General features: G+C 59.9%; 16 protein-coding genes. 11 read left to right on the forward strand and 5 right to left on the reverse strand.

What is annotated here, in order from left to right:
- The first annotated feature begins 58 nt into the window (after positions 1-58).
- Positions 59-1894 (forward strand): tetratricopeptide repeat protein, encoded by a 1836-nt coding sequence (locus tag BGIM_RS0128405; RefSeq protein ID WP_162136297.1) that lies wholly within the window; start codon positions 59-61, stop codon positions 1892-1894.
- 180 nt (positions 1895-2074) lie between these two features.
- Entirely contained in the window at positions 2075-4639 is a 2565-nt protein-coding gene (locus BGIM_RS0128410; RefSeq protein ID WP_020473077.1) for a circularly permuted type 2 ATP-grasp protein, read from the forward strand.
- 942 nt (positions 4640-5581) lie between these two features.
- On the opposite strand, the gene BGIM_RS58445 is transcribed toward BGIM_RS0128410, so the two are convergent.
- Complete coding sequence (locus tag BGIM_RS58445; RefSeq protein WP_020473079.1) at positions 5582-7948, reverse strand: serine/threonine protein kinase; 2367 nt, start codon at positions 7946-7948, stop codon at positions 5582-5584.
- A 456-nt stretch (positions 7949-8404) separates the two neighbouring features.
- On the opposite strand from BGIM_RS58445, the gene BGIM_RS0128425 reads away from it, so the two are divergent.
- The 6 genes from BGIM_RS0128425 to BGIM_RS0128450 all read left to right on the forward strand — a co-directional run bounded on the left by BGIM_RS0128425 (position 8405) and on the right by BGIM_RS0128450 (position 16989).
- The gene (locus BGIM_RS0128425) at positions 8405-10075 is read left to right on the forward strand and encodes a hypothetical protein (RefSeq protein WP_020473080.1); all 1671 of its coding nucleotides are present in this window, start codon (positions 8405-8407) and stop codon (positions 10073-10075) included.
- 234 nt (positions 10076-10309) lie between these two features.
- Positions 10310-12526, forward strand: a complete 2217-nt coding sequence (locus BGIM_RS0128430) for a hypothetical protein (protein ID WP_020473082.1) — start codon at positions 10310-10312, stop codon at positions 12524-12526.
- Between the two features lie 254 nt (positions 12527-12780).
- Complete coding sequence (locus BGIM_RS0128435) at positions 12781-14352, forward strand: GH3 family domain-containing protein (protein ID WP_020473083.1); 1572 nt, start codon at positions 12781-12783, stop codon at positions 14350-14352.
- A 19-nt stretch (positions 14353-14371) separates the two neighbouring features.
- Complete coding sequence (locus BGIM_RS0128440; protein ID WP_020473084.1) at positions 14372-15070, forward strand: hypothetical protein; 699 nt, start codon at positions 14372-14374, stop codon at positions 15068-15070.
- Between the two features lie 78 nt (positions 15071-15148).
- Positions 15149-16246, forward strand: coding sequence for an AAA family ATPase (locus tag BGIM_RS61600; protein WP_020473085.1), 1098 nt, complete (start codon positions 15149-15151; stop codon positions 16244-16246).
- On the forward strand, positions 16246-16989 hold the full coding sequence (locus BGIM_RS0128450) for a type 1 periplasmic-binding domain-containing protein (protein ID WP_020473086.1): 744 nt from the start codon (positions 16246-16248) through the stop codon (positions 16987-16989). The genes BGIM_RS61600 and BGIM_RS0128450 overlap by 1 nt, the downstream gene beginning before the upstream one ends.
- A gap of 43 nt (positions 16990-17032) precedes the next feature.
- Here BGIM_RS0128450 and BGIM_RS0128455 read toward each other — a convergent pair whose 3' ends face one another.
- The gene (locus BGIM_RS0128455; protein ID WP_020473087.1) at positions 17033-18214 is read right to left on the reverse strand and encodes an AI-2E family transporter; all 1182 of its coding nucleotides are present in this window, start codon (positions 18212-18214) and stop codon (positions 17033-17035) included.
- 64 nt (positions 18215-18278) lie between these two features.
- Positions 18279-18881, reverse strand: coding sequence for a hypothetical protein (locus BGIM_RS0128460; protein ID WP_157369482.1), 603 nt, complete (start codon positions 18879-18881; stop codon positions 18279-18281).
- A 56-nt stretch (positions 18882-18937) separates the two neighbouring features.
- Between BGIM_RS0128460 and pyk the strand changes: the two genes are divergently transcribed.
- The 3 genes from pyk (at position 18938) to BGIM_RS0128475 (ending at position 22374) form a co-directional block, all read left to right on the forward strand.
- Positions 18938-20395: a pyruvate kinase gene (gene pyk / locus BGIM_RS0128465; protein WP_020473089.1), complete on the forward strand. Its 1458-nt coding sequence runs from the start codon at positions 18938-18940 to the stop codon at positions 20393-20395.
- A 55-nt stretch (positions 20396-20450) separates the two neighbouring features.
- Positions 20451-20927, forward strand: coding sequence for a hypothetical protein (locus BGIM_RS0128470; RefSeq protein ID WP_020473090.1), 477 nt, complete (start codon positions 20451-20453; stop codon positions 20925-20927).
- Positions 20928-21015: 88 nt separating this feature from the next.
- The gene (locus tag BGIM_RS0128475) at positions 21016-22374 is read left to right on the forward strand and encodes an enolase C-terminal domain-like protein (protein WP_020473091.1); all 1359 of its coding nucleotides are present in this window, start codon (positions 21016-21018) and stop codon (positions 22372-22374) included.
- A 26-nt stretch (positions 22375-22400) separates the two neighbouring features.
- Here BGIM_RS0128475 and BGIM_RS58455 read toward each other — a convergent pair whose 3' ends face one another.
- Together BGIM_RS58455 and BGIM_RS0128485 are read right to left on the reverse strand one after the other, a co-directional pair.
- Positions 22401-24821: an ABC transporter substrate-binding protein gene (locus BGIM_RS58455; RefSeq protein WP_020473092.1), complete on the reverse strand. Its 2421-nt coding sequence runs from the start codon at positions 24819-24821 to the stop codon at positions 22401-22403.
- Positions 24822-25028: 207 nt separating this feature from the next.
- Complete coding sequence (locus tag BGIM_RS0128485; RefSeq protein WP_020473093.1) at positions 25029-25535, reverse strand: hypothetical protein; 507 nt, start codon at positions 25533-25535, stop codon at positions 25029-25031.
- Positions 25536-25542: the final 7 nt, after the last annotated feature.

Raw genomic sequence — 25542 nt, forward strand, 5'->3', positions numbered from 1 at the left:
GTGCCAGACAGGTTATTCCCCCCATGTCGCCATTTCGTCTTCTCGCGGGACGCCTCTCATGCGATCTCTTTCCGTCTTTGGCTTTTTGATGTTCGGCGTGTCGGTTTCCTCGGCCGGTTCGCCGGAATGGGAAAAAAACGTGCGGGCGGGGGCCAATTATCCCAGTGGCCAGGCCATGTTTGCCGTGGCGACCAACAGGACCGGCGGGTTCGCCATCAGCGGAGACGTCCCCAAGCCGGAGGACAAACCAAAGCTGGAAACATTGCTGAAAGAGTTCCGGGACACGCCCGAGGACTTTTTGAAGATTCCCCTCATCATCGAGGCCATGGAGGCCGCCGGGCAGAACGACAAGGCGATTGAGTTTGGCCGCAAGGCGACCCAACACGGACCGGCTTATCTGAAGGCCCACCCGGAGGATCTCCGGTCGATGTCCTGGGTGGGGCTAATGTTCTCCCAACAGGGGAAATACCCGGAGGCCGAACACTGGCTGGAACTGGCGACCCAAAACGCCCCGAAAGAAGCCCGCGCCTGGCACGATCTCGGCACCTACCACCTCAACCGGGCGTTGAAAATCCTCACCGGCCTTGAGACCATCGAATTTGACGATCCGACGGAGTGCATGGTCAAGCTCAGCCCCGCCCAACGCCAGTCGGTTCGCAGACAATTGGTGTGGAACGAGGTTTACGGCAAGCCTCAAGCCGGCGATTTCATGGCGACAGCGGCCGATTGCTTCGACTGGGCCATTCTGCATTCCCCGAACAGCGTGACCGCCCGCGTGTTCCGTTGCAACTGGCAGCAAACCCTGATCATGCTGAAGGCCGAAGAATCGGACCCCGAAACGCAACAACGCTTCGGGGACATCCTGAAGACCCGGAACATCATGCGGGCGAGCCGCACCACCGCTGATGCCCGGCGGGCGGCCGAACTCTCGGACGATCCGCTGGCCATCGGCTACCTCGCCATGGTGGAGCTGATGAAGGCCCCCGAACTGATCGAGGGCGCCTTGGAGCCTCGCCAGACTCCCGTGCAGGAGGTTTTTCGGAAGATACAGCCCCGGTTGGATCAGTTTCGACAATCAACCAACCCCGAGACGGCCCGCAACGCCACCCGGGTTCAGGTGATGCTCGAATACATGGTGTTCCACGATTACAAGGCGGCCGAGAAAACCCTGCTGACCATGAAGCCCGACGCGGATGACACGGTGCAGGATTATCTCGCCATGCTCGTCTACAGCGGTCTGGACAGTTGGACGGGCATGATCGACCTGATGAAACGCAAACTGGCCCTGCGTGACGACGACCACCGGAGTTTCATCCTCGGCAAGGCGCTGATCCGGGTCAAACAATTTGACGAGGCCAAGAAGATTTTGCGGGAGGCCGTTCGCAAGAACCCCAAGGACGTCCGGCTGGCGATCACCCTGGTGGCTTTGTTGATCCAACAAGGAAACGCCGCCGAGACCCAAGAGGCCGACGCCCTCCTGACCAAGGTGGAAGCCGAGTTCGACAAGCATCTGAAGGACGCGATTGCCGCCGTGAAATGGGACGAGAAAGCGCCCGGCCTGCCCCCCATGAAAGACCGCTCGGAGTTGTGTGTGGGATATCTGCCGGAACACGAACAAGACTTTCTCCGCCTCGCCCGCGCCAATCGGGTGCTTCTGATGGGCCTCGCGGGCAAACGAAGCGACGTCTTCGACCTGCTGGAAAAATGGCAGGCTTTCTCCCGAAGGGACTACCAACCCGTCTTGAACGCCTACCGCCTCACCGGCCCCGAACAACCCGGCGGCGGCCTCCCCTTCGGCCCCTCCACCGGCCTGGCCCCCAGCTACTTGAACGCCACCCCCGCTGCCGCCGCCCCGCTGGGGTCGGAACCATTCCCGGCAGTGGCGCCCCGGTGAAAGCGGGCAAGACAAGGCCGGTGGCGTTGCTTACGGTCGGAATCGGATGACGGAGCGGTCAAAGCGGCTGAGGGTCGCATCGGGTCATCGGATCGCCGGGCTATTTCCCCCGGCTGACTCCGTATACTGATTGCTTCTCTCCGCATTGCGTTTCCCACCGAACCGGAGACCCACGCGACGATGTCGTCTCATTCCTCGTTGCCCGTTCCTCCGGCCGTCGCGGTCCCCGAGGCCGATCCGACGTTTGATCGTTATCAGCCGGTGAGTCGGTTTGACGAACTCTTCACACCCGACCGGACGCCCCGGCCGCACAGCCAGGAATTGGTGCGGTCCCTGCGGCATCTCGGGTCCGGCGAACTCAACCGGCGATGGTTTGAGGCCCGGCAGCTTATTCACGAAAACGGCGTCACCTATAACGTCTACGGTGATCCCGCCGGGCTGGACCGGCCGTGGCAACTGGACCCGATTCCGCTGGTCATCTCGGCCAGCGAAGCCCGGCAGATCGGCTCCGGGCTGATCCAGCGGGCCACGCTGCTCGAAAAGATTCTCGCCGATTTGTACGGCCCGCAGCAGTTGATCCGCGAGGGGTTGATTCCCTCCCAACTGGTGTTCCCCAACCCGCAATTTCTGCGGGCCTGCCACGGGTTCGTGCCCCCCAACCAGCGTTACTTGTTCATGTATGCCGCCGATGTGGGGCGGGGGGCCGACGGCCGGGTGGTCGCCCTCGGGGACCGCACGCAGAATCCCTCCGGAGCCGGGTATGCGCTGGAGAACCGCATCGTCGTTTCGCGGATGCTGCCGGAAACATTCCGCGACTGTCGGGTCCAGCGATTGGCCCTTTTCTTCCGCACCTTCCGGGACACTCTGCGGGCCGCTTCCCCCCGCAACCGGGAGAACCCGCAAGTGGTTCTGCTGACGCCGGGGCCGTACACCGAGACGTATTTTGAACACGCCTTCCTCGCCCGTTATCTCGGCTATACGCTGGCCGAGGGGGGCGACCTCACCGTCCGCGACAACCGCGTTTATTTGAAGTTGCTCGGCGGGTTGCAGCCCGTGGATGTGATCCTTCGTCGATTGGACGATGATTACTGCGATCCGCTCGAATTGCGGCAAGATTCCTTCCTCGGAGTTCCCGGCTTGGTGCAAGCCGTGCGAACCGGCGGCGTGACGGTGGCCAACGCCCTCGGCACCGGCTTGGTGGAATCGCCCGCCCTCGGGGCGTATCTGCCGCAATTGTGCCGCCGGCTGATGAACGAGGAATTGAAGCTTCAAAACGTCAACACTTGGTGGTGCGGCGACCAAGTCGGGTTGTCGCATGTGTTGGCCAATCTGCAAAACATGGTGGTGAAATCCACCTTCCCCGCCGCCCGGCGTTCGGTGGCTTTCGCCGGTCAATTGAGCAGGGCCGAGCAATCGCAACTGGCCGAACGCATCAAGGCGAAGCCCCATCTGTATGTCGGACAAGAGTTGATCGATCTCTCCACCGTGCCGACGCTGGCGGGCGAATCGACCGAACCCCGTCAGATGGTGCTTCGCACTTATCTGACGGCCTCGGACAACACCTTTGCCGTGATGCCCGGCGGCCTCACGCGGGTAAGCGCCACCTCGGAAACGCTCGAAGTCTCCATGCAACGCGGCGGTCGGGCGAAGGACACATGGGTGCTGTCCACCGGGCCGGTCAACACGTTCAGCATGTTGCCGACGGCCGGCAGTTCCACCATCATCACCCGCGGCGGCGGCGACTTGCCGAGTCGCGTGGCCGACAATCTGTTCTGGCTTGGCCGCTATGCGGAGCGGGCCGAGGCCATCACCCGGTTGCTGCGGGAAGTCATCGCCCGGCTCACGGAAAAAGCGGGCTTGGGCGAAGTTCCGGAACTTCCGACCTTGTTGCGGGCGCTGGCCTACACAACCGATTCGCACACCGGCCTTTTCGGCGAAGGAACCGAAAACCGCCTTACGGCCGACCCCGAGGCCGAGGCCTTGGCCACGGTGTTCGACACCCGCCGAGCGGGAAGCCTCGCCAGTATTTTGGGCATCCTCGCCCGCGTCGCCACCACCGTGCGGGACCGCATTTCAACGGACATGTGGCGAGTGCTGAGCGGCTTGGAAATCCACGTCCCCCCGGAGGAAATGGGAACCCGGCTCGGCTTGAGCGACGCGCTCGACGTGTTGAACAACACCGTTCTGGGACTGGCGGCCTTCGGCGGTCTCGCGGCCGACAGCATGACGCGCGGGCTGGCCTGGCAATTTCTCGACATGGGGAGACGACTGGAACGTTCCCTGCAAATCGGGGCGTTGATCCGCGAGACGCTGACCCACTCCGGCGCGACCGAAGGCCCCGTCCTCGAAGCATTGCTGGAAGTGGCCGATAGTTCGATGACCTATCGCCGCCGCTATCTCGGCGGCGTGGAAGTGGCGGCCGTGCTGGACCTGCTGATGCTCGACGAAGCCAATCCTCGCTCCCTCGGCTTCCAGATGGCCTGCCTCTCGGACGACGTGGAAAAGCTGCCAAAACTCCCTGGCCGGGCCGCCCGCACCCCGGAACAACGTGTGATCCTCTCCACCCTCACCGCCCTGCGTCTGGCCGATGTGGACCGGTTGGCTGCTCCCTCAAAACGAAACATCCGCACCGATCTCAAGGTGCTGCTGGACCGGTTGATCGACGAACTGCCGTCGCTTTCAGACCGGATTTCGGAAAGCTACTTCACCCACCTGCAAACCTCGCGGCATTTGATGGGCCGATGAACGGTGGAGGCCAGTTTTCATCGGGTCCGGTTCTCGCTTCATCCCACGGGTATCTAACGGGACTTGACGGTTTCACCGTTCTCTTGAGTCTTTTGCTCTCGGTGTTCGGAACACTTTTCTGGATTGTTTCCCATTCCCACGAAATGGCGGCCAGCCACGAGAGTTCGGCGTCCACTGTCAAATAATACGGCAGAGGCAGTCGATATCCGTCTCCACCGCCGCCCCACACACATCGCCACCCACTTTTCCACCCGTTCCCTCCGTCATCTCGCTTGCCATACATCAATTTGCGCAACGCCGGACTTTTAACGGGCAAGGCATCATTGATTTCCTCTCCCGGCCGGACCGCCAGCGGTTCGACAATCGGCACGACAGTTTTGGCAAACCATTGGTTAATATCCTTCTCCGGATCGATTCTCACAGAGCGAAGCCAGCGAAGGTTTGCGTCCACAGTCAGGGCGCATATGGGGAGTCGTGGAAGAGGCTGATAGTCATCGTCGAAACAAAATTCGCAGGTTTCGTCCCATGACATGCTCTCCCACCCTTCCCGAGTCGGGAAATTCTTTTGTTCCGGCCCCGACAGACCGGAACGAAGACCGAGCAAGAAAGGATTTCCCGCATCATCATCTTCATGATCGACGGGGTCGGGTCTTTCGCGAGGATTATTCGGGTTTGGAAGGCCAAACGTGCGTCTTGCCGTATCCGAGAGAGGCGGAACCTCCAATGGCCCTGTCAGGATTTGCTCGGCCTTGGTCATGTCCGTGATGGGCAACCGGGGAAAGGCGGCCGAAGCAGCGGCTACCCCTATCAACAAGGCAATCCCAGCCATCAGCAGACGCATGACAACACCCGGCGAGTGGACGAGTTGCGGCCCTGATATCAAACAGGGAGAATGAAGGGAAGGGCAATCAAACATCCGTTGGTGGACGGTGACGGGGGCCGTCAGGGCTTGTCTTCCCAAAACGGGGCCAGCCATTCGTCGAGTTTGGCCGGCTTGATGAGGTGGCTGGTGTTGAAGTTTTTGGATTTCGGCGCCACCAGCAGGGCGGGTTTGGCCTCCAGGAACAACTCGCCAATCCGTTCCAGCCGCTGATCTTCCTTGCCGGGTTTCCGGCCGAGCTTTTGGAAATGCGTGCCGACGGCTTTCTGAAACTCCATCGCTTTGCCCGGTTCGCTCTCCTCGGCAATGATGCGGAAGTGCATTCCGCGCTCATCGAAACCCAGATCGGCCACAAAAAAGTGGATGTCCTTCGCCGCCGGCAGGTCGGCCAGAGACCCCTTGAGACCGAAGACCGCCGTGGCCGCGAACGGGTGCCGATTGATCCACTTGAGGCCAGTCTCCAAGGTCGGGTCGGCAAGTTTGGTGCGGCGGGCGCCTTCGCGTTTTTCAAGGGCTTCGATAATCCGGGGCCGGCTTTCGCAGATCAGCACAGAGGTGCCGACCAAGGTGGCGTACACCCCCTTGGAGCCCGCCTTGTCATCTTTCTCCGGTTCAAAATGAGCGATCTCGACCCCGGAATCCGGGAGTTTTTCAATCCTTACTCGCGGCATCTTTCGCACGGCCTCCGGCAACCGGTCGCCGGCCAGCGAACGTCCCTGGAGGATGACCATCGGCGGGATGGCCTTGTCTGCGGACGAGGCTACGATCACCCGCTCCACGATCTGAAAGAAGTCGATGCCGGTCAGCAATTGCACCGGAAAGAAACTGGTTTGCAACGGTTTCGCCACATGCTGTTTGGCGACCGTCGAGGAGGAGAAGTTTTTCACCTCGAAGATCAGCAACATCTCGGAATCATCCGGGATGTATTTCTCCAGAGTGTCTTGATAGCCGGACAATCTGGGGTCTTCCTTTGGTTTCGGCTCCTCTTTCGGCTTCGGCTCTTCCTTTGGTTTTGGCTCTTCTTTCGCCTTCGGTTCCGGGGCGGGGGGCATGACCTTTGGCTTGGAGGCCAGCGCGTCTTTCAGAACCAGCAGGCCGATCAGGGCGATGAGAGTAACCACGAAGACCCCGGCCACGATCAGCCACGGGAATTTCCGGCTTTCCTTGGTCGCGGGAGATGGTTTGGTGTCTTCGGCTCGTGTGTTCCGAACCGCCGCCTTCGTTTCGCGGGGGGCGAGAGCGGGGGTCAGTTCGGAGTCCCCCTCGTCGTTGAAGTTAAACGGCGACACGCTCCGGACGGTCTCGGAACTGGGGGGCGTGGCGTCGATGGCCTCGGCCGCCATCGCCACGGTTGGCGCGGTGGTGGCGTGTCCCTTGCCGGCGCACCACGGCTCCAGCGCATGAGCGAGGGCCGAGCCGGATTGGAAACGTTGATCCGGCTTTTTGGCCAGCAGGCATTGAACGATGGACGCCACTTCCGGCGGCAAATCCAGTCGTAGCAACTGAATCGGCCGGGGGGCGTCCAGTTGATGCTGGAGGAGCTTTTCGAGCGGGTTCCCCTTGGGGAAGACCACCTCGCCCGTCAGCAGGAAAAAGAAGGTGCAGCCGAGGGAATACAGGTCCGACCGGGAATCAACGCTGCTGGAGTTCTTCGCCTGCTCGGGGGACATGTAATCGGGCGTGCCGACCACCGTGCCCGCGCGGGTGAGTTCCGTGGAAATCTGCTCCCCGGCCGGTTCCTCCCCCTGTGTGCGGGCCAGCCCCATGTCGAGGATCTTCACCACATTTTTGGGACCGTATTGCCCCTTGTCGTTGACGGCCACAAGCAGATTGCTCGGCTTGATGTCCCGGTGGACAAAGGAAAGATCGTGGGCGTGTTGCAACCCGAGGGCCGCCTGCCGGATGTATGAACAGGCCACGGGCACCGGCAGCGGGCCGTGATCCTTCACCAACCGACCGAGATCGGCGCCCTCGATGTTCTCCATCGCCAGAAAGTGCCGGTCCCCGTCCTGGTCGGCGTCAAACACCCGCACGATGTTCGGATGCGACAGGGCGGCCGCCGCCTTCACCTCCCGTCGGAAGCGTTTCAGCGCCACCTCATTTTTCAACAGGGAACTTCGGACGACTTTGAGAGCCACAAGCCGTTGAAGGTTTTGCTGAACGGCCTTGTAAACCCGGCCCATGCCCCCTTCGCCGAGCTTGTCAATGACCGTATAGTGCCCGATGACCAGTTCATCGGCCCGGCCCGCCAGAATCTTCTTGGCCTGGTAAAGCGTGATCCACTTGAGTTTGATGAGTTGCCGGGCAAGATCCTGCGGATCGGGGGCATCAACGGCGAGACGGGCGACCAGTTCTTGGTACTGGTCGGGACGCAGAATCGGGCTACCCCGCAGCGCGTCCAGCAGGCCCGCGACGGTGTCAATCGCCATGAAACGGTCCCTGTCTGCTGACTCAACCAATGAAAAACGGACGAGCGGTCCCGATATCATAGTTCAGAACCGGCCCGACAGCAGCAAGGAACCGGACGGCAACACGGGAATTTCTTTTCCCATATGAAACACCTTCCGCCAGCCAAAACTATTGGCATCAGGTGACACAGGAAACAAAAAAGCGAACGGAATACTTTTGGTTTTGTCTCTGCCCGGCGTTTTTAGGGGTAAATTGGCCAAGTCTTTGTCGGGATCTCGGGGGACGACAAATATTATTTTCTCCTTGCACCAGCTCCCTGAACGTCGTTATGCTGCGGTTGTAAAATATTCACCTGTCCCTGACAGACTCGCGTTCGTCGGGGCCAACAGCCGTTAAACCACTGATCATTTCAACTAATCTGAGACTTCGTCACTCGGATTGTTCGGTGATCCCGCTCGCTTTCTGAGGGCTCGCTCATGCAGATAATCACCTATTACCTTCTCAAGACCGCCCTTTCGGCCATGCTGGTCTTCGTCGCCGCATTTGCCCTGCGTGAACTGTACAGGCTCTGGTTCATTCAACGCATCACCCTCGCCCCGTTTGCCTACCAAAAAGATGGAGCCGATAACGAAGCCTCCGGCAAAGCGTTCAGCCAGCGAGTCTACCAAGAATTGCGCGCTCTTCAAAAACTCCTCCGTGGTGGCCCCGGCGAAACCTCGTCCGGCCCGGCCATCAGTCTGGAGGCCGGGCAACGAACCTCCGGGTACGCCACCACCCTTGAACCACCGCCGGTCACCCCGGCACTCGGCAAAAACCTCCAAATTCCCGAGATCCCCAAGTTGCCTCTCTCCGGCATCGAGATGAAAGTTCAGGGCGTGGATTTTGCCTCCCTGTTTCGCAACCTGTCCCAATGGGCCGACCCGCCCGACGAGTTTGTGGGCAGTGTGACCGAGCAGAACAATACCTTCAGCACTCTGGTCGAGTGGCGTCGCGCCGGCCGCGATCCCGAGACACGCTCTCGCTTCGCCGCCAACGGCCATCCGAACCCCGACGAGGCCGCCTTCGTCACCGCGTGCAACATCATTTATTTGCTTTTGTTAGACCAAGACAGCGAGTTCGAGAAAAAACTGTCTCGAACCGAATTCGAGATTTTCGCCCGTAGTTTACGTCAATATTCCGCCTATCGCTCGGCCATCCTTGAAATGCGCCCCAAAGAAACCACCGACAAGGTCCGGCTCTCGCTGGACGAGGCCGACCGGCTTTCCTCCGGTCTCATTGAACGCAAGGTCGGAGATCGATACCACCCAATCTTGATGCTTGGGGCAATCACGGCGATCGCAAAGAACGATTACCCTCGCGCTCGCGGGCATCTAAAGGCCTACCGGCAGGTTGAACCCAATGATCCGAAGGCTGGCGAACTGGAGAAGCTTCTTCCAACTCCCCCGGCTGAAACGACGGCGGCAATCCATCACACTGACGGGGCCGAGTCACCCCGGCAAAAATTCCGGCCAGTCAGGCCGGGCATCAGTGCCGGAAGCTCTGAAACGGGCGGTGGCACGATCTGTTGTGTCGTCCAGGACAGGAAAGACCCAACGAAACGTTATCTTTTGACGGCCGACGTATTTGGCGACAAGACTACTGTCGGATTGGCGATTATTCAGCCGAGTCCGTTGGACGGGGGGGCCGCTCCGACAGACCAGATCGCCCAAGTGGCGCGAATATTGCTGCCAAAATCCGGCGGCGAAAACCAGGCCGCAGGTTGTCTGTCTGTCGTTTCTCCCGACGTTAAATATGATCCGGCATGTTACTCAATCGGGGCGTTTGCCGGTAAAGGTATTGCGGCGCCGGGTGACCACGTCACCTTGATCGGAAGGACTTCCGGTGTTGTTCACGGACGGGTCGTCGTCGTGAATACGACATCTCGGATTGGTCTCGACGCAGACAGGTTTGCAACGTTCTCCGGCATGATTATCTGTCAACGCGAAGGCGGCGAACCTCTTTCCAAAGCGGGCGATGGCGGGGCACCTGTGGTAAATGAACGCAATGAATTAATCGGGATGTGTTTCGCTTCGAGCATCAAAGAGACCATTCTGATCCCGATTCAGGCGATTTTGGATGCCTTGGAGGTTGAATTAGTCACGAAATGAATCATTGATGCCCTTAATCATGTGAGGGGGAATCGGCGCTGACGGAATTGACGAACTTTTCCTCGGCGTTCTTTGTGATGCATGTCGGAAAAACAGATGTGGTGGGGCTGGCAGAGGAATGGAGGCTGCGACTGCGTCCGTCTTGATCAAATTCTCTGCGAAAATCCTTCACGCGGAGGTCCAAAGCGGGTATCATCGCACTTCCGCCTGATATCCCTTCCGGGGCCGTGTTTTATGCGATTTTCACGCCGATCGTTTGCTCTGTTGTTTCTGATGGCCGCTCTGGCCTCTCTTTCCATCCGCGAAAACACCGTGCTGGCCCAGCCAAAAGCCGGGCCGGTGACCGTCTCCCCGCAGGCGCCGACGATCAGCCCGGCCTTCCCGCTCGGCGTGCAACGCGGGCAAACGCTGGAACTGAATCTCACCGGCTCAAACCTGAATGACCCGACCACCCTGTGGACTTCCTTCCCGGCGAAGGCCACCTTCCCGACCGAGATGAACAACGGCAAGGACGCAGGCAAACTGAAGGTGAAAATCGAAGTGGCCGCCGATGCCCCGATTGGCTTCCACACGATCCGTCTGGCGACGAAGAACGGCATCAGCAACGCCCGCATGTTCTGCGTGGACGAGTTCCCGCAGATCGACGAAATCGCGGACAACAAGACCAAGGAAAAGGCCCAGCCGGTCCCCGTGCCGGGCGTCGTGGTCGGCCGCACCGACGCCGAGGTGAGCGACTTTTTCAAGTTCACCGCCAAGCCCGGCCAGCGGTTGACCATTGAGGTCATCGCCCGGCGGCTTGGTTCCACGCTCGACCCGATGATCCGGCTTTACGACGCGAAAACGATGCGGGAAATGGCCGGTTTTTACAGCGACGACGAACCGGGCCTGCAATCTGATTGCCGACTGACGCGGGTGTTCCCCTCCGGCGGGGAGTACATCGTCGAACTGCGAGATTCCCGCCACCTCGGCGGTGGCGAGGCGTTCTACCGCCTGCGCATCGCGGACGTTCCCAGCGCGATGGCCGCGATGCCCGTGGCCATCCAACGGGGCCAAAAAGCCAGCGTGAATTTCGCCGGTAAAGAAGTGGCCGGGGTTGCCCCCGTGGAAGTGGCCATGCCCGCCGACGGCCATTCCGTCCAGGTGGCGCCGAAGGGGCCGGGCGGTTCCGGGTGGCCGGTCCCGGTGGTTGCCAGCGACATCAAAGAGATTGTCGAAGTCGAGCCGAACAACGAGATTGCCAAGGCCCAGCGAATCGAACTCCCCGTCGGCATCACCGGCCGATTCCTGGACAAGCTTGACTTGGATTGCTTCGTGTTCGCCGCGAAAAAAGGGGCCAAATACACGGCGGTAGCCGAGACTTACGAGATCAATTCTCCAGCCGAAGTGTTCCTTGTCGTAAAGGACTTGAAGGGCGCCGAGCTTGGCCGCAGCAACCCGGCCAACACCCCGGCGAAACTGGATTTCACCGCCCCGGCCGACGGCGATTTTGTGATCGTCGCCGAGCATTTGAATTACGCGCACGGCCCGGTGGAGGTCTATCACCTCACCGTTGAACCAACCGAGCCGGATTTCGGCGTCACTCTGCAGGTTGACCGCTTTGAGGCGGCCCCCGGCGGCGCCACCCTCATTCCGGTCGGCACGATTTCTCGCAAGGATTATGCCGGCCCCATTGAACTGAGCATCCAAGGCCCCCCCGGTTTCGAGGGGACGACGACGCTCACCGCCCCCGCCACCCCGCCCGCCGCCCCCGGCGCCCCGCCGGCCGCCCCCATCGGCTTTCTGCCGCTGACAGTGAAACCCGGCACGGCGATTGGCGCATACGAAATCCGCGTGCTGGCCAAGGCAACGATCAACGGCAAAGCGGTGAACCGACAGGCCAAAGTCACCGAACTGGCAAAAGCCGGGTTGAACGGCCTGGCCTTCCCGCCGCATGAGATGCTCACTTCCGTTGGCGTCGCCGTGACCCCGGCCCCGACATTCACCTTGGCCATGAAACTGGAACCCGCCAACGTGGCCAAAGGAACCCCGGCCAACCTGACCGTGACCGCCAAACGGGCCGACGGTTTCACCGAAGAAATCGCCCTGACCCCCTACCTGTTGCCTGCCAACGTGACGCTGGCCGCGAAACCCATTCCCAAGGGAGCCAATGAAGTCACCTTCCCGTTGACCGCCGCCCCGGCCACTGTGGCGGGAACATACCCGATCATCCTCCGAGGCACCGCCAAGGCCGCCGGGAAGGATGTGGCCTTCTATGCCCCCCCGCTGAGCGTGGTGATCGTGGAACCGAAGAAGGAAGAACCCAAAAAGGTCGAGCCGAAGAAAGAAGAGCCCAAGAAGGTCGAGCCGAAGAAGGAAGAACCCAAGAAGGTTGAGCCGAAGAAGGAAGAACCCAAGAAAGTCGAACCCAAAAAAGAAGAGCCGAAGAAGAAGGAAGAGCCAAAGAAGCAGTAATCGTTTGCTCTTATAAACTGGCTCGTCTATCGTCTTGGCGAGCCGAGCAGCGTAAGCTGCCGGGTGGCTCCCGGCAGAAAAGGCCCTTGAGCCACGGGTTTGCGTCAGGCTGAGTACAAGGGAAGCAGTTCAACTACCGGGAGCCACCCGGCAGCTTACGCTGCTCGGCTCGCCAAGACAAAATGCAAGCGGCATTTCGCCACCTCTCCCCGCTGTGTCCCCTCCTTGGGCGGGCGAATACAGTAAGCATCATCATGATGCTTGATCTGTTGCTCACCAATCCCGTCGTCCGAAGCGTGGCCAACTCGACGATGGGGACGCTTGCCCGTCGGCGTGTGCGGAAGCTGGACGCCATGAACGTCCCGGCTGTTCAGGAACAAACCTTGTTGTCGCTGGTCCGCAAGGCCGCGCCGACGAAGTTCGGGCGGGACCACCACTTCGACCGCATCAACAACGTGACTGATTATCAATCGGCCGTCCCTGTGCGGACTTACGAGGACTTTTGGACGCAATATTGGAAGGACGTTTACCCCAAGCTTGAGGGGGCGACCTGGCCGGACCACATCCCGTATTACGCTCTCTCCTCCGGCACAACGAGCGGGGCCACCAAGTACATTCCCGTCTCCAGGGAGATGCTTGCCTCCAACCGGAAGGCCGGCCTCACCACCGACGCCCTTTACCGGGCCGGTTGCCCGAAGACCAAGGTGCTGAACGGGAAGTTCTTCTTCCTCGGCGGCAACACGGACATGAAGCGGGAGTCCAACGGCAGTCTTTACGGCGATCTCAGCGCCATCGCGGCCATTGAGGTGTCGCCCATGATCCGGGCGTACACCTTCCCGCCGATGGAACTGGCCGGCATCGCCGATTGGGAAGTGAAGTCGTGGAAACTCGCGGAAGCCGGCGCCAAATTGCCGATCACGGCCATCAGCGGCGTCCCCTCTTGGATGCAAATGCTGTTTGATCGCGTGAAGCAAGTGACCGGCAAGGCGAGCATCCGGGACGTGTGGCCGAACATGCAACTCGTCATCCACGGCGGCACCAAGTTCGATGCCTTCCGCGACGCCTTCCGCCGGGAGTTGGGGCCGGATTGCCAGTTCATCGAAGTGTATCCGTGTTCGGAAGGCTTCATCGCCACCGAAGACCCCCGGCACAAGATGTTGAGGGTGGTGCCGGATCACGGCCTCTTCTACGAGTTCATCCCGACAAGCGAACTGGAAGACGGGAAGCTCAAAACCGACCGACCCGTGCGGCACACGCTGGCAACCTTGGAAACCAACCAAGAATATGCCGTGGCCCTGACGACCTGCGCCGGCTTGTTCAGCTATATGCTGGGGGACACGGTTTCGTTCGAGCGCAAAGACCCGCCGCTGTTGCGGTTCACCGGCCGCACGAAGTTCTTCCTCTCCGCGTTCGGCGAACATCTCATCAGCGAGGAAGTGGACAAGGCGGTCGCCGCCGCCGGGCAGGCCACCGGGAGCTATGCCCCCCTGAGCCACGTCGGCCCGGTGTTCTCGACGACGCCGAACGTCCCCGGCCATCACCGCTATCTGGTGGAATTCTCCGGCGCCGTGCCCGACTTGGGGAAGTTTGCCGAGGCGTTGGATGCCACGCTCATTAAGTTAAACGAGGATTACGAAGCCCACCGCAAGAACGACCTGAGCATGTTGAAACCGGAAATCATCCCCGTGAAACCCGGCGGCTTTTTGAAATGGATGATCGCCCACGGCAAACGCCCACCGCAACACAAGCTCCCCCAAATGGACAACGGCGGCGAACTGACCAAATCAATCCACCAATGGCTGAAAGACAACGGCGAACTGGCGTGAGGGACTAACGGAGCAAGCCATGCCTCTGCAAGATCACTTTCGACCGCCGTTAAGCGTTCGTCGCCACTGGCACGCTTTCCACAATTCGTGGGCGACCTATCTGTCGTCCCAATTGAATCTCTGCCTGCCGGCCGGTTACTTTGCCGAGGCCAACGTGCAATTCGGCATCGAAATCGACGTGGCGACCTTCCGCGAAGGCCAACCGGCAACCATGCCGCCGACCGCTTGGACGGCCCCTCCCCCGTTGGATTCGATTCCGTTGCCGATGCTCGAAAACGTGGTGGAAATCGGCATCTTCTCCCAAGAAGGTGGTTCCGAACTGGCCGGGGCCATCGAGTTGGTCAGCCCGGCAAACAAGGACCGCCCCGCGCATCGGGATGCTTTCATCAACAAGTGTCTGACCTATCTGCAACGCGGCGTCGGCTTGGTCATCGTGGATGTGGTGACCGACCGCACCGCCAACATGCACCAAGAATTGCTGATGCGACTCGGCAGCCCGAACCCGGCGCCTCCTGTCCCGCTCTACGCCTCCGCCTATCGCCCGGCTGAACGAGACGGCGAACCAACCTTGGACATCTGGCACGAAGAACTTCGCCTCGGCGCCGACCTGCCAACCATGCCCCTCTGGCTGCGCGGCAACCTCTGCCTCCCCGTCGATCTTCAAGGCACTTACGACCGCACCTGCCGCGAACAACGGGTGACGACCGCCGAGGCGTGAGCAGGGAAACTCCCCTAATTCGGCCCGGATGTGATATTCTGCATGAACGAAGTATGTAGACGCTCGGGAAACAACCTGATGATCGGTTCCGCAAGATTTCGGAATTTCAAGGCTCTGAAAGACGTGGAAATCACGTTTGACAGCCGCCTGACGGTGCTGGTCGGGCCGAATGGCAGCGGTAAATCGAGTGTGCTCACGGGAGTGAACTGGCTATGCCAAATGACCAGAAACACAGACAACAAACAGCAACTTATCAAATCACTTAACAATCGATCAAACAGTTGGATTGGCGGGGCAGACGGAAAATGGAGCATTGAATTTCGTGATAATAACATGGTGTCAAACGGTATTCGTCTCCGATTTCAACCCACGTCTGTTGTGACAGACATGGCCGAGAAAACTCCGCCCCGCGATGCGGTTGTGGAATGGATTTGCATTGGTGGCGAACTGGAGAACGTCGGATACGACAAATATCCGGAATCACTTTTGCACGCCGAATCTCGTTCTTCGCAATTGATTTGCCTGAATTCATCGGTCTTGGCTGCGCCATCGTCAACAAAAATGACCCCGCCCGATTTTTCCGAACGCGGGGAAGGGCTCGCGTCTTTGATGGCGTATTTTAAACTCTATGACGAGCCAAAATTCAATCAAATCGAGGAACTGTTTCGATCAATCATTCCACAAGTGCGACGAATCCGAATTGAGCGGGTGAAAACGACGGGGGAAACACTCGGTGAGGGACTATTGTTTGACTTGACCGGACGCATGGGTGTTCGCGCGTCAGCCATGAGTGATGGCACGTTATACGCACTTGGATTGATTGTTAAAATTCTCGATCCCCAGCGGCCGGATGTTCTTTTGATTGACGATGTGGAACACGGATTTCATCCGAGGGCACAGCTACAGCTTGTGGAATTGCTGCGCAAATTGCTTGATGAGATACCCGATCTCCAAATCATCGCCACGACGCATTCACCGTTCATTCTTGATCGATTGAACTGGAACGAAGTGAGGGTGACCGGTCTTCGGGAAGACGGCTCGGTGGCGATTGCCAAAATCGAGGATCATCCGCAGATTGATCGCTGGAAAGAGGACATGACGCCCGGTGAATTCTGGACAACCTTTTATGAAAACTGGGTCGCCGAACAACAACCAACAACCCTTCAATCCGCCTGATGCCACTTTCCATCGCCATCGTTTGCGAAGCCCCGGCCGACGCTCGCACCGTGCGGGCTCTGGCCGAACGTGTGTTGATGGAATCGTGTGATTGGATCGAGGCTGAAACCTTGGCCGATCACATTGAATGGCGGGGCTTCCGCAAGTCCGAAACACATCTTGAGTGGATGGGACGCGGAGGCGTCCAAGATCTGGCGAAAGAGCTTGGAATCAGGGTTCGCTGGCGTCTCAACGAACCCATTCCTCAATATGGCCATACGACATTGAAAGCCATTCAAGTTTTGATTGCCTCGCCGGACCCCGTGGATGGGATGGTTTTGATACCAGATTCGGACAATCGATTGGAACGCCGGAATGGCTTGCTTCAAGGGCGAGAACATTTTTCACATACCAAAGTCCCGATCATCGTCGGCTTGGCCCACACCAAACGAGAATGCTGGCACATTGCCGGCTTCACGCCAACAGACAAACACGAAGAAACGAGGCTGGACGAAACCCGGGCACTATTGGAATTCGACCCCACAAAACTGGCGCACAAATTGACCGGCGGCCAAGGGGAGGCACGCTGCCCCAAACGGGTGTTGGCGTTCTTAACCCAAGACAATTGGAAGCGTGAAATGGAATGCTTGCAGACCCCGTTTCCGGCGCTCGAAGATCGCGGATCGGAAACGGGGCTACCGGAGTTTTTGGCGGAGTTGAGAACCCGTCTGACACCGGCATTTGGCGGCTCGCCGCGACAATAAACGACAGTTCACGTCAAACGACTCTCTCGTCCACCTACCTCAATCACCCTCCCCGCAAATCCTCCATCACTTGAGTCGCGTCGTTGGCGGCGGCTTGTTGGGCGATGGCGGCGAGGCGGATTTCTTCTTGTGATTCCCGGTAGCCCTCCTCGGTTCCCATCAGTTCGCCCCACGGCCGGAAACCATCGACGTGCATGCAGACGGCCTTGATGCCGGCCATCAGGGGCATGGCCAAAAACAGGCCGGGGGTGCCCCAGACGAGATCCCAGAAGAGACAGGCCAGCATCACCGTCGTGGCGTTCAAGTCCATCGTCCGGCTCATCACCAGCGGCACAATCAGATAACCCTCGACGGTCACCACGATCATGTACATGACCATGATAATCAAAGCGGTTCCCGGCCCGACATGGAGCAAGGCATCCAGCAACGGGGGAACCCCGGCGATCAGGGTGCCGATGTAGGGGACATAACAGAGGATGGCCGTGAACAAGGCCCATGTCCACGGTTGGCGCAAATCAAACAGCGTGTATACGACGCCGAGGAACAGGCCGAGACCGATGTTCACCACCGTCCGCCAGATCAGATAAGAGCGGACGGCCGATCCCATGTCCGTGAGGATTTTGGTAGCCTGCGTTTGTTCCACGCGGGTCGGGCCGAAAATCCCCTTGATGCGTTCGGCCAGAAACTCCCCCTCCATCAGCATGAACAACAGGATGAACAAAATCACAATGCTTTGAAACAGCCAGTTGGCGGCGATCTTCGAGAGGTTTAGCAACGTGTCGGTGACGTATCCGCCTTCGAGGAATTTGGTGACGTAGGCATAGGCCGTCGAATCGGCCGGTTCTTTGGGAAGTACCCGGTCCACGGCGGTCGGAAACATCGTCCCGAACGACTCGCGGGACTTTGTGTACATCCGTTCCAACTGTTCCGGATTGCGGGGATTCGGCAGTTCTTCCAAAGTCTGCGGCAGCGCCAAGGCAAAGCCCGAGAAGATGCCGAGATTGGCCACGACCAGCAGGCTGATGACGGTGATGCACGACGCCGCCCACGGCAGTTTGAAACGGTGATGCAGCCAACTGGCGGCCGGCCAGAGGATGACGGCCAGCAGCGCCGCGATGACCAGCGGAATGAAAATCGAATGCCCCAGATAAAGGGCCAGAGTCGCGCCCAAGAGAGCGAGGACGTTCAGGCCGATCCGGGTGGCGGCGGTCAGGTTCAAGTTCATCGGAATCCGACTGAGGGTGACGGGGTGATCGACGAAACTCCGGGCCGGGGAGAGCGGCTTTTGTCTATCGTATCAAACCAACCGGGCTGTTCTCCGGTTCCAAATCACGCTTTATCGGCATCGCCAGCAACACCGCCAGCCCCGTGAACACCGCCAGCCCGACCCATCGGATCGGGCCGGTTTCGTAAACAACCGTGCCATTGAACATGATGAACGCGAAGAACCCATGCAGGGCGATTTCCCCCCGGCGGGAGCGAGTCGCGTAGCCGCCGGGCGAGAGCCACCACCACAGCACATCGGCGATCCATCCGAGGGTGAACAGGTAAGAAACGAAGATGCCCGGCCCGTAACCGGAGGTTTCCTCCACATGATCGAAGGCCCGGCCATGCGACCAACCGTGAATGCGGGCAAAGGCCGTCGCCACATGGATCACGAAGGCGACGCATCCCGTTGTCCACCACGCCCGTGTTTCCGGCGTGCGGCCAAGCCGGATTCGGCAGGCGACGGCGATGGTCCAACACAGAAACATCACACGGGCGGTCCACCGGGTATCAAAGTCGGCGGGGTCATCCACTTGGAGCCAGCGAGAGGCGGCGAACACGGCCATGATCGCCGGAATCCCGACGGCGAGGGAAAACACGAGTGGGCGGCGGGGAAGCATTGCCATAGACCACCCACCGTAACCTCTCTCAATGCGTTTGGCCAGCCCCGAGTAAAACATCCGTGAGCCAATCCACCGCCATGCCACGCCGCACCCGCATCGTCGCCACCCTCGGCCCGGCCACCGATCCCCCGGAAATCCTGCGGGCCATCCTGCGGGCGGGAGTGGATGTCGCCCGCGTGAACTTCTCGCACGGGACAGACGAGGAACATCTCGGCCGCATCGCCCGACTGCGGGAAGCGGCGGCCGAACTCGGCAAAAACGTCGCCGTCCTCGCCGACCTGCCGGGGCCAAAACTTCGCGTCCGCTTGAAGGAACCGCGTGACTTGAAGATCGGCGACGAGGTTATTTTTAGCATCAGCCACGATCCGATCAACAGCACGGACCTGACCATCACCGAGCCGGAAATGCTGGCCGATGTGAAGCCGGACGACCGCATTTTGCTGGACGACGGCCGCTTGCAACTCATCGCCGGGCGTGCGGAGAATCAACGCCTGTTCACCAAAGTGAAGATGGGCGGGAAACTCCTGCCAAACAAGGGCGTGAACCTGCCGGACACCCCCCTGACCATCCCGGCCCTCACCGACCGGGACCGGGAAGCCATCGCCATCGCGGCGAAGGGGAACGTGGACTGGCTGGCCCTCTCGTTCGCCCGAAATCCGGAGGCCGCCGGCGAACTGCGAACGGAAGCACTCAAGCACGGGCTAAACGTGCCAGTGCTGGCGAAGATCGAGCGCCCGGAGGCCGTGGAAGCGGCCGAGGCCATCATCGCCGCGTTTGACGGCATCATGGTGGCGCGGGGTGACTTGGGTGTTGAAATTCCGCTGGAACGGGTGCCGACCGCCCAAAAACGATTGATCGCCCTCGCCCGCGTGGCCGGGAAGCCGGTCATCACGGCGACGGACATGCTCGACTCGATGCGGCAAAACCCCCGCCCGACACGGGCCGAAGCCGGGGACGTGGCCAACGCCATTTACGACGGGACGGATGCCGTCATGCTCTCCGGGGAAACGGCCGTCGGCCTGTACCCGGTGGATGCCGTCGAGTGCATGTCCCGCATTGCGTTGGAAGCCGAATCGCACCTACTGGAACTCGGACACCTCGGAGTCGAATTGCGACTGACCGATTTGAGCATCGACGATCACATCACGGAAATGGTCGTCGAACTCGCCGACCGCGTCGGGGCCGATGCCATCATCACGCCGACGATCTCGGGAAGAACCGCCCGCCTGCTCGCCCGGCACCGGCCCAAGGCGACGGTGATTGCCCCGGCCCCGACGGAGTCCATCCTCCGGCAAATGGCCGTCGTCTGGGGGCTTCAACCGGTGTTGATGGATTACTGCCGCCGCACCGGGGACGACCGCATCACCGGCGCCGTCCAGGCCGCTTTTGACCAAAAGGTGATCGAGGCCGGCAACCTGTTGGTGGTGCTGGCCGGCCACCCGGTGGAGGGGGGCGCGCATCTGCCGACCATCCGGCTCACCCGCGTCGGCGCCGGGGGAGCGGCCTGCGAACCTTGATTGAAGATGTCATTGGGGGGTTGGTTTTCTCTGGCGTCTTGGAGGAGGGCCGACCATGAGAATGTTCAAAAGGCTGGCTCTGATTGTGGCGGCCCTTGTCGCCGGATGCGGCTTCTTGATGATTTTTGGAATGGATAAACGCGGCGTTGGTTCTTTCGATCAGCCGGTCATCATCGATTCGCCCAAACCTATCCGGCGTGTCCTCTATTGTGACGGGACATTTGATGACGACATTCGACAGCAGGCGGAGAATGATGCCGATACTCGCATGCTCGGCCCTGATGACCATATCGATTTATGTACGGACAACCGGCATGTATTATTCGTTGGCTACAAGGCTGAAGTCGTGAACAATCAGTTTACAGCCCACATCAAGTTCACCACCCGGTCAGGATCATTGCGGGGTGAACAAGTATATCATCGGTCCCATCTTGTTATTTATGCAGAATTCGCCGACGGAAGCCGGGCGTGCCGGTTCGTGGATATTCCACCCGGAATAGAGCACGAGCCATTTGTGGTCAACATGCCATAGATATTCTCCATGAAGGATGAAAAGGGGCCGGGGAAGCGGCCCCGTCGCGGAGGATTTGGCGAAGTTCATTCTCAATTGAAAGCAACTCATGTCAAAGCAAACAGATGTCCGCATCCGCGAAGTACGGTTTGAATACGAAGATTATCTTTACCGCACGCCGATCAAATTCGGCGGCGTCGCCCTCGACCGGGTGACGTTGTTGAACGCCCATGTCACGGTCGAAACCTTCATGGGCACGATTGCCCGCGGGTTTGGGTCGATGCCGATGGGCAATGTCTGGGCGTATCCATCCAAGAACATGACGTACTTTCAAACGCTTGATGCGATGAAAGCCGTCACGACGCAACTGGCCAAAATGTATGGCGAATATGCCGAATTCGGCCATCCCATCGACATCACTTGGGCTCTGGAACACCAGTTCCCGGCAATGACGGCCGAAGTGGGGCGATCAATCCAATCGGCCGATCCGATTCCGCTGTTGGCGACATTGGTGTGCGCCAGCCCCTTCGATGCGGCCCTGCACGATGCCTACGGCAAAGCCCATCGGCTCAATTGCTATTCGACCTATGGCCCGGAGTTCTTGTCGCATGATCTCGGGCATTATCTGGGCAAGGAGTTCGCGGGCGAGCAATTGGAGAATTACATCTCCCCGGTGGCCCAACCCCGGATGCCGATGTATCACCTCGTCGGGGCGCTCGACCCGTTGACAACCGCCGATGTCAAGCAACCCGTCGGGGACGGCCTGCCGGAAACCCTTGCGGAGTGGATTCCCTTCAACGGGCTGACACATCTGAAGATCAAGCTGAACGGGGACGACATCGGCTGGGACGTTGATCGCGTCGTCGGCGTGGACCGTGTGGCCGCCGAGCAGCAGGCGAAGCGGGGGATCACCACATGGTTCTACTCGCTGGACTTCAACGAGAAGTGCGGCAATGTCGCCTATTTGCTGGAGTTTCTGCGACGAGTCAAAGACCAAACCCCGGCCGGGTTTGATCGCATCCAGTACATCGAACAGCCGACTAAACGGGATTTGAAGGCCGACCGGGCGAACACGATGCACGAGGCCGCCAAACTCCGGCCGGTGGTGATTGATGAATCGCTGCTCGACTTGGAAAGCCTGCGACTCGCCAAGGAAATGGGCTACACCGGGGCCGCGTTGAAGGCGTGCAAAGGGCAGACGCAATCGCTGCTGATGGGGGCGGCCGCCAAGAAAGACGGCCTGTTCCTGTGCGTTCAGGATCTCACTTGCGTCGGCGCCTCGATCATCCACTCGGCCGGGTTGGCCGCCCACATTCCGGGGATTGTCGCCATCGAATCCAACGGCCGGCAATATTGCCCGGTGGCCAACAAGCCTTGGGAAGACAAGTTTCCCGGCATGTTCAAGATCACCGACGGCACGATGCAAACCGGCCTGTTGGACGGCGTGGGGTTGGGGGCCATTGTGTAAGGTTCTGTCGCCCCCAACGGCCGGCGTTATTCATTCAATTCCAGAACAGTGGCTCTACCGGATTGGTTGAAGACGGTTCCCCAGACTTTGTGGGAAGCCTGGTGGTCGGACGGGGCGAAGTTGATGGCCGAGCCGATGCCGATGTCAAAGCTTTTGATCGTTTCCAGCGCATCAATCATCGTTTCCGTCGTGAGGTTTTCCCCGGTACGGCGGACGCCTTCGACGAAGATGGCGGCCGCGATGAAGCCTTCGAGCGAGACGAAGCCCGGTTTCTCTTCCGGGTAATAGGTCTTCAGGGCCTCGCGATATTTCAGCACGACGCTGGAACTGGAATCCACCGGCGGGACGACTTGGGTGACGATCACCCCCTCGGCGTATTTCGGGCCGATTTCACGCAGGCTTTCCCCCAATGTCTCCGTGCCAACGAAGGACACATTGGTGAAGATCATGTCGGGGCGGGCATCCCGGACAGCCTTGATAAACGCGGTGGCGGGCTTGTAGGTCGCCATCATCACGACCGCCCGGAGTTCCTTGCGTTTGACGATTTCGCGGACGGCATTGTCCACATCCGCCGTGTTGCGTTCATAAGTCACCTTGGGGATGTCCTTGACATCGCGCGCCAACGGGCGCAGGGTTTTGACCACTCCGCGAAAACCATCTTCCCCGTAGGCGTCGTTTTGAGCGAAGACCCCGATATGAGTCGGGTCGATCCCCTTGATTTTCACCAAATAGTTGACAATCGCGGCCGTCTCTTCTTCCAGGCTCGCCTGATAGTTGAAGACATACCGATCCGGCGGATCTTTGCGGAGAAGTCTGGCGCCGGAGAACCCGCCGAAGAACAGCCGCTTTTGTTCCAGCGTGTAGGGAATGGTCTTGGCGGCGGTGGGACTGCCGACGTTGCCGAGGCAGGCGAACACTTTGCGTTTCTCGTGCAATTCCCGCATGTTGGCCAGCGCCAGATCGGGGTCATAACCATCGTCGAGGGAAACGAGGTCGAATTTTCGGCCAGCCACCCCGCCCTGACTGTTGACCAATCGAAAATAGGTGCTGATTCCCAATTGCATCTGCTGGCCGAGATCTTTTGACGGCCCGGAAAAGGGGCCGGTCATGCCGACCTGAATCTCGGTGGCGGTCACGCCGGGGGCCGTGGACCGGTTGACTTGGACGACGGGCGGCCCGGCGTCGCTTTTGTCTCTCCCGACGAGATACCAGCCCCCAAGCCCCACTCCCGTCAACAACACCAGAGCGGCAATCACCCCATACACCCGTCGGCTCGGGCTGACATTTGACGCGGCATCAGCGTCCGTCTCAAACCCGAACTGTGTCGGCGGGATGATTCGCTGTTCCCCGCCGGGAAGCGTCTCCCCGTTCTTCGCCGGGCGGCTGACGAGCGTGTGTTCTCCGTCGCGGTCAAGCCAGTGCAGTTCATCGGCGACGGCCTGCGCGTTAGCCGGGCGTTGGTGTGGGTGCTTGGCCAGCAAGCGGTGAATCAGGTCGGCCAGTCCGATCGGGCAATCGGGGTTATGTTCGAGAACGGGGATCGGTTCCTTGGTGGACAGCGCCGTGATCGTGGCCATGATCGTGGGGCCGTTGAACGGCAGTTTTCCGGCGGCCATCCGATACAGCAGCACTCCCAGGGAGAACAAGTCGCAGCGTTGATCGACGGCTTCGCCGTTGGCATGTTCGGGCGACATGAAACAGGGCGTGCCCAGCATCGCCCCGGTGCCGGTCAGTTCGTTTGTAGTTTCCAGAGGCCGCGCCAAGCCGAAGTCAAGGATTTTCACCTTTCCGGTTGGCGATTCCAGCCAGATGTTCGCGGGCTTGATGTCACGGTGCATCAGTTTCTTGTCGTGGGCGGCGCCCAGGCCCAAGGCGATTTCCCGGCCAATCCGGAAAATCGCCTTCCAGTCAAACACATGGCCACGCTTGATGGCGATATCCAGCGATTCCCCCTCAAGCAATTCCATCGCCAGCCAGGTGGTGCCGTCCAGTTCCTCGGCGGCGGCGTGAATGGTCGCCACGTTCTCATGCTTGATGGCCGCCATCGCCCTGGCTTCGCGGAGGAACCGGCCGCGGGCTTGCTCGTCCGAGGAGATTTCCGGCCGCATCACCTTGACCGCGACGGAGCGCTCCAGGCGGTGATCGACCCCCAGATAGACCGTCCCCATGCCCCCTTCGCCCAGTTTTTTCTTGAGGACATAAGCGCCGAGCTTCTCGGAAATCTTGACAGGGATCGCCGGCTGGGGTCCGACTTGTGTGTTGCCCACCGGTTGGGTGAGCGTTCCGCTGCCGTCGTTGTCGGAGGTGAGAACCCGCAAAAGATCGGCCAGATTGGGCAAATTGCCGGATCGTTCCTTGCAAAACTCCTCGGTTGTCAGGTCGGGATTTTTCTCACGCTCGGCCAGAAATGCCTTGACGGCCTGTTCAAGTGTCTCATTGCCTTGCATGGAGACGTTGTTCCCGGAAACGAGTGTGGTGTTGGAATACTACCATACTTGGCATCACATCGACAGGGGATCGTCTGAAGCATCAATTGAACGGTTGCGGCCAATCTTCCGGCACGCCTTAACACCCCTTCATTCGCCCCAAACCACGTTGAAGGTTTTCACCCCCTGCGGGCAACGCCGTGAAGGATTTCAGCTGTTGCCCGCAGGTCACTCATCCGGGCAATCGGATTCGGAGTTGATCCGATGGTTCATCCAAGCGCCCCATCCGGCGACCGCCGTTCCCAAACCGAGCGGGCATTGCAAAAACAGTAACACGTAGCCGCCAATAAATAGCGAAGAGAGCATCATCGGCGGCTGACGCCGGCCAAGGATCACCGGCACAAGATCGACAAGCACTGCTCCGAGGATCACCACCCCGCCCGCGCAGACCAACAGTCCGCAGGCCCGGACAGACCACTTCTCCACTCGGGGCGCCCGGTCGGCCGCCCATGCTCCGAAAGCAGTCAAGGCATATGGCGAATAGAGGAGCAGGGCATACTGACACAACCCGACAAGGCGATCAAGGGGCAACCCCCGGTCCGACGTCGAACACCAAACGCACGCATACGCCGCGCCGACAAGAACCATCCCCGCCAGCGAGAACCCTGTCGGCCAGAGGGGCACACTCTTTGAGGTTCGCTCCCACAGGTTTGTCTGATAAATGTTCATCGGCATGGGTTTT

Source organism: Zavarzinella formosa DSM 19928, from assembly GCF_000255705.1.
GTDB lineage: Bacteria > Planctomycetota > Planctomycetia > Gemmatales > Gemmataceae > Zavarzinella > Zavarzinella formosa.

Coding starts and splice junctions, on each gene's coding strand:
- BGIM_RS0128405 (WP_162136297.1), top strand. CDS start 59: ATGCGATCTCTTTCCGTCTTTGGCTTTTTGATGTTCGGCGTGTCGGTT.
- BGIM_RS0128410 (WP_020473077.1), top strand. CDS start 2,075: ATGTCGTCTCATTCCTCGTTGCCCGTTCCTCCGGCCGTCGCGGTCCCC.
- BGIM_RS58445 (WP_020473079.1), bottom strand. CDS start 7,948: ATGGCGATTGACACCGTCGCGGGCCTGCTGGACGCGCTGCGGGGTAGC.
- BGIM_RS0128425 (WP_020473080.1), top strand. CDS start 8,405: ATGCAGATAATCACCTATTACCTTCTCAAGACCGCCCTTTCGGCCATG.
- BGIM_RS0128430 (WP_020473082.1), top strand. CDS start 10,310: ATGCGATTTTCACGCCGATCGTTTGCTCTGTTGTTTCTGATGGCCGCT.
- BGIM_RS0128435 (WP_020473083.1), top strand. CDS start 12,781: ATGATGCTTGATCTGTTGCTCACCAATCCCGTCGTCCGAAGCGTGGCC.
- BGIM_RS0128440 (WP_020473084.1), top strand. CDS start 14,372: ATGCCTCTGCAAGATCACTTTCGACCGCCGTTAAGCGTTCGTCGCCAC.
- BGIM_RS61600 (WP_020473085.1), top strand. CDS start 15,149: ATGATCGGTTCCGCAAGATTTCGGAATTTCAAGGCTCTGAAAGACGTG.
- BGIM_RS0128450 (WP_020473086.1), top strand. CDS start 16,246: ATGCCACTTTCCATCGCCATCGTTTGCGAAGCCCCGGCCGACGCTCGC.
- BGIM_RS0128455 (WP_020473087.1), bottom strand. CDS start 18,214: ATGAACTTGAACCTGACCGCCGCCACCCGGATCGGCCTGAACGTCCTC.
- BGIM_RS0128460 (WP_157369482.1), bottom strand. CDS start 18,881: ATGGCAATGCTTCCCCGCCGCCCACTCGTGTTTTCCCTCGCCGTCGGG.
- BGIM_RS0128470 (WP_020473090.1), top strand. CDS start 20,451: ATGAGAATGTTCAAAAGGCTGGCTCTGATTGTGGCGGCCCTTGTCGCC.
- BGIM_RS0128475 (WP_020473091.1), top strand. CDS start 21,016: ATGTCAAAGCAAACAGATGTCCGCATCCGCGAAGTACGGTTTGAATAC.
- BGIM_RS58455 (WP_020473092.1), bottom strand. CDS start 24,821: ATGCAAGGCAATGAGACACTTGAACAGGCCGTCAAGGCATTTCTGGCC.
- BGIM_RS0128485 (WP_020473093.1), bottom strand. CDS start 25,535: ATGCCGATGAACATTTATCAGACAAACCTGTGGGAGCGAACCTCAAAG.